6 protein-coding genes and 1 pseudogene are annotated in these 9354 nt (G+C 47.3%); 1 reads left to right on the forward strand and 6 read right to left on the reverse strand.

Going from position 1 to position 9354, the window contains the following annotated elements; translation table 11 throughout:
- Nucleotides 1-96: 96 nt before the first annotated feature.
- From ACH10T_RS12045 to lplT, 3 genes and pseudogenes are all read right to left on the reverse strand, one after another.
- A pseudogene (locus ACH10T_RS12045) lies at nt 97-225 on the reverse strand (IS1595 family transposase); the annotation flags it as partial.
- A 99-nt stretch (nt 226-324) separates the two neighbouring features.
- On the reverse strand, nt 325-1827 hold the full coding sequence (locus ACH10T_RS12050; RefSeq protein ID WP_394809517.1) for a DEAD/DEAH box helicase: 1503 nt from the start codon (nt 1825-1827) through the stop codon (nt 325-327).
- A 2879-nt stretch (nt 1828-4706) separates the two neighbouring features.
- Nucleotides 4707-5981, reverse strand: coding sequence for a lysophospholipid transporter LplT (lplT, locus tag ACH10T_RS12055; protein WP_394809512.1), 1275 nt, complete (start codon nt 5979-5981; stop codon nt 4707-4709).
- 254 nt (nt 5982-6235) lie between these two features.
- On the opposite strand from lplT, the gene alr reads away from it, so the two are divergent.
- Nucleotides 6236-7312, forward strand: coding sequence for an alanine racemase (alr, locus tag ACH10T_RS12060; RefSeq protein ID WP_394809513.1), 1077 nt, complete (start codon nt 6236-6238; stop codon nt 7310-7312).
- Nucleotides 7313-7365: 53 nt separating this feature from the next.
- On the opposite strand, the gene ACH10T_RS12065 is transcribed toward alr, so the two are convergent.
- The 3 genes from ACH10T_RS12065 to ACH10T_RS12075 all read right to left on the reverse strand — a co-directional run bounded on the left by ACH10T_RS12065 (nt 7366) and on the right by ACH10T_RS12075 (nt 9233).
- The gene (locus ACH10T_RS12065) at nt 7366-8160 is read right to left on the reverse strand and encodes a peptidylprolyl isomerase (protein ID WP_394809514.1); all 795 of its coding nucleotides are present in this window, start codon (nt 8158-8160) and stop codon (nt 7366-7368) included.
- 156 nt (nt 8161-8316) lie between these two features.
- Nucleotides 8317-8619, reverse strand: a complete 303-nt coding sequence (locus ACH10T_RS12070; protein ID WP_394809515.1) for a YciI family protein — start codon at nt 8617-8619, stop codon at nt 8317-8319.
- Entirely contained in the window at nt 8619-9233 is a 615-nt protein-coding gene (locus tag ACH10T_RS12075) for a septation protein A (protein ID WP_394809516.1), read from the reverse strand. Before ACH10T_RS12075 ends, ACH10T_RS12070 begins: the two co-directional genes overlap by 1 nt.
- Between the last annotated feature and the right edge of the window lie 121 nt (nt 9234-9354).

Consider the following 9354-nt stretch of genomic DNA (forward strand, 5'->3'; position numbering starts at 1 on the left):
GTTTTTGGTGTTAATTCACATATTTATGTGCACCATTTTACCAAAATATTAAATACTATTAAATTAAAACAGTTAGTTATACTTTTTTAGTAAGCTCTATGTAGTAATTAAATGTTGAAGTTGTCTTGTTTTTCCAAGTGACATTAGGAAACAAAGGGTTGGTGTAACGTTCCGACCGAGACGGGCAATCATTTTATACCACCCCAGATAACTCGCATGGTAGCGTTGTTACATTTCTCAAACCGCCCCACCCAGTGAAAAGTTTCGTGAGGGCGTCCTTGAGCCATGAAGTCCTTCTTGAGAAGGCTGAGAAGAGCAGGAATTTCAGCTGCTTTTCTGAATCAAGTTCAGCAATTCCTGGGCGTTGATCTTGCCGCTGATTTCGCCGCCTTCCAAGACGCTGTCGGCCAAATCTCGCTTGTGCCTGTGCAGCGAGACGATTTGTTCCTCGATGGTGTTTTTCGTTACCAGCCGGTACACGGTAACAGGGCGCTGCTGGCCGATGCGGTGAGCGCGGTCGGAGGCTTGATCTTCGACAGCCGGATTCCACCAGGGGTCCATGTGGATGACATAATCCGCTGCCGTTAAGTTCAGGCCAACACCGCCGGCTTTTAGGCTGATGAGAAAGATATCACCCTGTCCGGCTTGAAATGCATCCACCCGCTTCTTGCGTTCCGCCGGCGGAGTTTGGCCGTCCAAATATTGATAGGCGATGCCTTTTTCGTCCAGATAGCTGCGAATAAGGCTGAGGTGGTCGACGAATTGGCTGAATACCAAAGTTTTGTGGCGATTGTCCAGAAGCTCATGCAACACTTCGCCGAACAACGCCAGCTTGCTGCTGGAAAGACCCAGATCCGGCGCTACCAGTTGCACATTGCAACAAGCCCGGCGCAGCTTAGTGATCGCGGCCAATACCTTGAAACGTTTATTTTCCTCAGGTCCCTGGGTCTCGTTCAGTTCGTTCAACAGCTTGCGGCGCAAGGCCTCGTAGAATACGGTTTCCTGCTCGCTCAGTTCCACTTGCAGCTCGATGTCGGTGCGCGGCGGCAGTTCGTCCAGAACTTGGGACTTAATTCGTCGCAGGATGAAAGGCTGGATCATACGTTTTAGCCGCTGGCGCGCCTCGCGATCCTGATTGCGCTCAATGGGCCCGGCAAAGCGGCGGTTGAAGCTTTCCAGAGAACCGAGCAGGCCGGGATTGATGAATCGGAATAGATTCCAAAGTTCACCCAGATGGTTTTCTACCGGCGTGCCGGTGGTGATGATCTTGAACCGGCCTTGCAAGGCCATGGCTTGCTGGGAACGCTTGGTCGCCGGGTTCTTGATGAGTTGAGCTTCGTCCAGCACAATAGTTTGCCAGGTCGGTACGGCCAGAAACTTGCCGACAGATTCCTGCTGCAATAAGGCATAACTGCAAATTAAAAGATCCATCGGACGTAAACCCTCGATCAGGGCTTGCCGATCACCCCCGCCCAGGATATGAACGTTGAGAGTCGGCGCGAAACGTTGGATCTCGCTCTGCCAGTTCATGCAAACCGAGGTCGGCGCAACCACCAGAGTTGGTCCCTCACCGGCCCGGCTCAGGATCACGGCCAAAGCTTGCAGGGTCTTCCCCAAACCCATGTCATCGGCAAGACAAGCCCCCACGCCCCAGGCTGACAGCCTAAACAGCCATTCGAAACCGGCGCGCTGATAATCTCGCAGCTCCGCCTGCAGAGTAGACGGGAGCTTCGGCTGGACTTGTTCTGCCTGATGCAGCCGCTCCAATTGCGCCTGCCAAGCGGAATCCCCTTGGAACTCGCCCACTTCTTCGGCAATTTCATCCATGACCGGCAACGCCAACGCATGGAGACGCTGATCCTTACCGTGTTTTTCTGAATAAGCACGCAAATCGTCCAGACGCTTCTTGAACGCTTCAGTCAGGGCCAGGAAGCGGCCTTCATCGAGGCGGATGAATTTGCTTCGGGTACCTTCCGTTAATTCCAGCAGGCGCTGCATGTTCAACACCTGACCATCATCCAGTTTGAGCTCGCCGCTGACGCTGAACCAGTCACGCTGCTGCTTGATTTTGATGCTAAGCTGATTCAATCCGGCCTGTCCCAACAGTTTGAGTTTCTCGCCTTGCGGCCATTCAATTTGGGCCTTGTCACCCGCTTCCTGCAGCTCCAGCAAAAACTCAAGACTACTTTCGGCATCAACTAACAACCATTGAAAAGCTATCACTTCTTGCGCTTGATTGCCGAGACTGGGGCAAAGTGCAATGAGTTCGTTCGCCAGTTTCCGCTCAAGCTTGAGATCGCGCTGGGTTTGCAGGCGTCTACCGCCGATTTCCGCGATCAAGCTGGTACCGCCGGAACCGGGGATGTAATAAGGACCCTGGTCTCCAAAGGGACGGATCAGGATGGCGGCGCGTAGCCCTTCGCCTTCTGGAATCAGTTGTACATGGGGATGTGCATTCGCCTCAACTATCTCGGCGGCGGCAAGTTCCCCGCCACCAATGTCTGAATGGATAGTCACCAGGGTGGATACCGAGCTTAGACTGGCCAGAATGCGCTCCTGGGCAGAAGCCGGAACCATGATTCCCTTGCCAATAATTTGCGCGAGGCGATGGTGCTCCGGCTTAAGTTCGACGATCTTGATGCGTGTCAGCCCATCTTCGGCTAGCACGATACTTTCCTCTTCATCGCACAGCGGCCAGAATTCTATTTTTACCTGCTTGCCATTGCCCTTTTTATTGACTCGTAGTTCCGGCTCAGCGGCGACCATTTCCACGGCAACGCCGCTGTCCTTCCAGGACACGGTGGATGCGCCCGCCAGCGCCAGCCAACCGCGGCTGGACAAGGAATAGCCGCCAGTGAAGCGGTCTGGAGCGATATGCGCGGCCACACGGCGATCCTGCGCGGAAAAATAGGACGCCGATTCCGTCATCTCGGAAATCTTCTTCATTGAGAGTGCCTTGCCTTTATTCCAGCCGCCGCTGGCATTGCGTTTCTGTTCTCGCGCCTCCAACGCGAAGCCCAGATAGGCGCGTTCACGTGACAGCAACCAAGCCAGACGATATTCGGCTGTTTCGTCCTTACCTGCAGCCGCACCGCGCACCACGGTATTCTTGATGGCGTTCAGGGCACGCTCCCAAGGCTCCTGGTACTGGCTACGCCTGACCAGAAGCTTGGTATCCTCGGCACGCTCGAAAGCATCGGCCGTTCTTCTCATGTCAGTCTGCTTCGGGGCGATCCGCGCGATTAGCGCCGCCAGCTCTGCCGCCAGCCATCCATATCCGCAATCGGCAGCCTGTTGCTGATAAGCTTTTGCCTGCAACAGGTAGTGGGTTAATTGTGCAGCCGATTCATATTGATGCAGCAGCCACAAGGCAACCCAGAAATTCCAAGGGCTCATAAAACCGGTTCTAGAGACCTGCGCCAGAAGCGCATTCAATTGGGCTAGAGCGCCGGATTGATTCCGTTCCAGCGCCGGAACGAACCCCAACAGATGGAACACGGAACCAAAAGGATGATCTTCTGGAATCATCTCCAGAAGTTTCTTGGCTTCCTCCATATCGCCTGTTTGGTTGCGCTGAAACAGACCCAACACAAAGAAAAATCCCAAAACGCCCGGAAAGAATACCTTACGCCTGCCTTGCTCCTTGCGTAATAGGCTCAATCCTTCCCGATAACATTGCAAGGCATTGTCTTGATCTCCTTTCAGCAGAAAGAGTAATCCGCAGCAGGCACGCTCCCGGTAGTCGGCCTGGCAACGGGACAGCGCGGCCTGTGCAGCTTGCATCTCACCTCTTAAAATCGAGATCAGCGCCATGCAAAATTGCCAATCTTCGGGGGCAGTTGATCCCTCGCACGCTTCACGTAACAGATCGAAGGCCTCTGCCTCTAATCTCCAGCTTCCCGCCTGCTGCAACAGGATTAACGGCAGAGCCGGTTCTCTGATTTTTGCAGGCAAGCGCACGAACCATTCACGCTCGAAAGGATTGTCGCAAACCATCGCATAAATCGGCACGGGGTCGGGCCAGCGTTGTGGAAGGCCATTCCAGTAGGAATACTTCAGCCGTTCCAGCATTGCGAATAAGTGCTCAATGTAAAGCTCGTCCGCCCGGTAAATACCGATGCGCACTTCCCGGATCAGTTCGTCATCGCTGCGAAACTGAAAGTCGTCCTTGGCAGTTTTCTGATAGGCCGCTTGCAAAGGCGCGGCGAGGCGCACCAGTTCGACATAGTGTTCGAAAGTTCCGTTCACGACAAGTTCGCGCGTCACCGATTCGACGATGAGCCTGTTACACCTTAGACATTGACTACTCCACAATGATCTATTGACTTCGATCAGGCCGCTGCGCTGCAGCAACTCCAGCTTGATTTTAGCTGCTTCATCAGCGCCCAGAATCTTGCGCAATAGTGTTGTGATCTGCGATTTGCTGAGTCCACTCCAAGCTACTGCCAATAAATTAACTGCGGCCTGCTCCGCCGGAGTACATTGCTGATAACGTTCAATCAGTTGACGGCGTTTTTCCTTGATCGAAACGGACATGGACTGATCTCTAACAACTATGTACAGTATGGTTTTGGCATAATAAACAACCCCGTGGCAAGACTATGGGGAATCGCAAGTTGATCCAGCCATTAAAAGATTTAATACGAATGCTTAATCCCGGTCTTTCTAAGCTTGAGAAACACACTATTTAATGGCTGATTCAATAATTAATGTGTCTTCCTTGCACCGATCAAATGCAGTGAATCTTCTTTACTTTGATTGAGCAGATGCCATTTTCTGATCAAAGCCATCATAACCGATACAAATAATCCAAAAGCGACGATAACCGTATAGATATGCACTTCCAGTAATATCAGCACGGCATACAATGACAACATCGTCAGAATACTTAAATTCTCATTAAAATTCTGTACTGCGATGGAATGTCCGGCCCCCATCAAGATATGTCCGCGGTGTTGCAACAAAGCATTCATTGGCACAACGAAGAATCCAGCTAATCCGCCAATCAACATCAGCAAAACAATTGCGATCCACAAATCTTTTACTAGAATCATAGCCATCACAACTATACCCATCGCAATGCCCAGTGGAATCACTTTTACTGAATGCCTCAATGAAATCCATCGAGCCGCCATAATTGCGCCAACAGCTATTCCCACAGCAACCACACCCTGAAGTTGCGCGGCTTGGTTGAGGGGGTAGTTCAGTGCTACTTCCGCCCATTTCAATACTATGAACTGTAGCGTTGCACCCGCTCCCCAGAACAACGTTGTCACTGCAAGCGATATTTGTCCAAGTTTGTCAGTCCATAGCAGCTTTATACAATGGGTAAACTCATGAATCAGATAAAATGGATTCTTCTTCGGAATACGGTGATCAACGCCTGTATTTGGAATGTACAGATTAAATAGCGCTGCAACAGCATAAATGATGGCTATCAAAAAAATACTGCTTTCTAGTGCACTATCAATGCCTGTTTCAATAACAGGAAAATCGAATTCCATTAATACATTTGCAACAGCCGGCGTAATCAGAATACCGCCCATTACTGTACCTAATACGATGGATGCCACCGTCAATCCTTCAATCCATCCATTCGCGATCACCAGTTTTTCCGGCGGCAATAATTCCGTCAAGATGCCATATTTTGCTGGTGAATAGGCTGCTGCACCTAAACCTACAACCGCATAGGCAGCCATAGCAGAATATTGATGCGCGGCGATAAATAATAATCCGCAGCCTATAATTTTAATGGTATTGCTGATAAACATGACTCGCCCTTTTGGCATAGAATCTGCAAATGCACCGACAAAAGGAGCTAGAATGACGTAGAACAGCACAAAAACAAATTTCAGCATAGGTGTTAAATAGGCGGGTGCATGCAAGTCAATCAATAATGCAATCGCCACAACCAGCAATGCATTATCTGCCAATGAAGAGAAAAATTGCGCCGCCATAATGGTGTAAAAACCGCGTTCCAATCTATTTCCTTGTAAGTTTATTTTTCTAAAACCACCAGTTACTAAGTCATTCTTTTTTTCAGTCACATAGGCAAAAATTATTGATATGAATTTCCATTAACCAATAACTCGAATGCGGATGCGAGATTAGCATATCATGCCGACTGGATAATTAAACTATCACCACATAAAAACTGAATCACTACACCAAATTTAGATTATTATAAAAAACCTGCGAATCATACTCGTATCCGCTTACTCTGAACATAAAATTAATGTCACGTCCTACCCAAGCTTATATAAATCTTTCCGCTTTAACACATAACTTGGCTATAGTACGTCAATATGCTCCACACGCACGGATCATGGCAGTTCTTAAGGCAAATGCCTATGGCCATGGATTACTCCAAACTGCCGGCGCGCTAAAGAATGTCGATGGATTTGCACTCCTAGAATTAGATGCTGCAATATGTTTACGCGACGCCGGTTATCGACAGCCTATCCTACTTCTAGAGGGCTTCTTCTCTACAGAAGAATTGGCGCTATTTGAGCAGTACCAGCTCAGTGCTGTTATTCACCATCCTGAGCAAATTGCTATGTTGTCAGATTCTAAATATCACAAACTGGATTTATTCATAAAAATCAATACTGGCATGAATCGTTTGGGATTAGCGCTTGAACAACTTCCACGGACAATCAAGAAGCTGACCGGGAATCAGTATACAAATCGAATCACATTGATGACACATTTTGCCTGTGCTGATGACCCTGCGGAGGAAGAAAGTGTGACACAGCAATTGAAATGCTTTGAGGCAGTTACTAAAGGGTACAGTTATCCGCGCTCACTCGCAAATTCAGCAGCGATCATCCGCTACCCTGAAACCCATTTCGACTGGGTTCGCCCCGGTATCATGCTGTACGGTGCTTCGCCATTCCCGGACAAAACGGCATTAGAACTTAATCTGCAACCAGTTATGACATTTTCAAGTAAAATCATTGCAGTACATGACTTAAAAACCGGAGACAGAGTCGGTTATCACGGTCTTTTCCAGGCTGATCATCCAATGCGCATCGGTATCGTCGCATGCGGCTATGCCGATGGGTACCCACGTCACGCACCGACCAATACACCAGCATTGGTAAATAATCAACGTAGCCGATTACTGGGTCGAGTATCGATGGACATGCTCGCTGTGGACTTGACGGGCATTAAAAACACAGGACTAAATAGCCCGGTCATTCTCTGGGGCGAGGAAATATCTGTTGATGAAGTAGCTCAAAACGCTGAAACAACCAGCTATGAGCTACTTTGTGCACTAGCACCACGAGTAGAAAGGATTGTTTCAGAATAGAACAAAATTCTACAATCCGATCTAACCGGGTATAAACGTAGAATGATAGGAAGTTATTCTACCTTTGCTTTGCTGCGTAAATCTTGCACAACCGTCGCGAATTCACGTTGCAATACCCGTTGCTGTATATTCTGTTTTACTTCTTCAAACGAAGGGACTTCCATTGGACGTATATCCATCAATTGGATTACATGCCATCCAAAAGAAGTCTGCACGGGTTGTTCTGTCAATCCACCTTTCGATAATTTCACCAGCGCTTCAGAAAAAGGTCTGACATAAGCTGCTGGTGGACTCCAGTTAAGTTCACCGCCATTTTCCTTACTGCCATCATCTATAGATTTTTCCTCAGAGATTTTGGCAAAATTAGCGCCTTTCTTGAGACTAGCAATAATATCCCGGGCTACACTTTCGCTTTCCACTAGAATATGCCGCGCTTTATATTCTTTATCACCCATCTGCACTTTCAGAACTTCATATTCTTTACGCAAAGTATTGTCATTAACTGCATTACTCTTTATGTAATCCGCTTGAAATGCTCTGACTAGCACTGCTTGGCGAGATAATTCAAGTTGCGCAATCACTTCTGGATCCTTATCCAGTTTCTTTTTGGTCGCTTCTTGCGCGAGAATCTCTTCTGCGATTAGATTTTCACGCAAAGCCTTCCTCATTTCCGGACCATCTGGCTGGCCCTGCGCAACATTCGCTTTCACCATCAATTCCAGGCGCGATTGCGGGATCGCCACACCATTCACTTTAGCCACAACGCCTGTCGACTGAGCTTGAGCTGATAGGGCAACCAAGCCCAGAATACTAACTACCATTACTTGTGAAAATTTCGTCAAACGCATGGAATTTCCTTTTTGAGATTTGGATAAAATTTATATTCGCCAGAATATATGCCGAAAGAAAGTATACGCCTTAACTGAATAGACGTGAATCTTTACATACCACCATTTACATTGAAACAGCTTGAAACTATTGAGAGAAGTACAATTACAATCGTCCTATGCAGGCAATACCTTTTTAAAAGGTTTAACGGTCACTTTCCGATAAACGCCTGAGCTAACATAAGGATCTGCATCCGCCCAAACCTGTGCTGCCTCCAGGGATTCAAACTCTGCCACAATCAGACTGCCTGAGAAACCTGCTGGCCCCGGGTCTTGGCTATCGATAGACGGATAGGGGCCTGCCAGAATTAGCCGTCCCCCCTCCTGCAATGCTTGAATTCTTTTTAAGTGTTCTGGACGCACCGCCATTCTTTTTTCCAGGCTATTCGGTATATCCTCACCATTTATGACGTACAGCATCATCTCTCTTTATTCGCTTTATTTTCTATTTTTTCCAGATTATCTTGCTCATTGACAGTTATATTTTCAACTACTACTGGCGGCATATCCTTCAGATATTTCCCAAGCATCATCATTTGCACTATTATAAAAACAAGCATTAATCCTGTAGCACCAAATAATTTGAATGTAACCCATGTATCTACCGAAAAACTGAATGCAACATAAAGATTAATACAGCCCATTGCTAGAAAAAAACCGACCCAACTTAGATTGAGTCTGTTCCAAACAAACAATGGTACAACAATCTGTTTTTCCAGCATTGCCTGAATCAAGTTTCTTCTGAAAATTAGATTCGATACCAGCAAAACAGCTGCAATTAACCAATACAGTACTGTCGGTTTCCATTTAATAAATGTTTCATCTTGGGATACTAATGTAGCACCACCAAAAATTACGATAATAGCCAGATTTATCCACATCATTTTATCCACTTGACGACGGCGAAACCAAAGCCAGCCAATCTGCACAATCGCTGCCACTATGGCAACAGCAGTAGCAACAAAAATATCATACAGCTTAAAAGCCAAGAAAAATAAAATAACCGGGAAAAGATCAAATAAAAATTTCGTCATTACAAATATTCTGTACTTATATTAAGGCTATGTCATCGTTAATTGTTGGTCACTGTAAATAAACACAAGTTATCATTTATAAACAAGTCGCTAACCAAAAACCATTAATTGATAATTTTAT

This window comes from Nitrosomonas sp., from assembly GCF_043753625.1.
Taxonomy (GTDB): domain Bacteria; phylum Pseudomonadota; class Gammaproteobacteria; order Burkholderiales; family Nitrosomonadaceae; genus Nitrosomonas.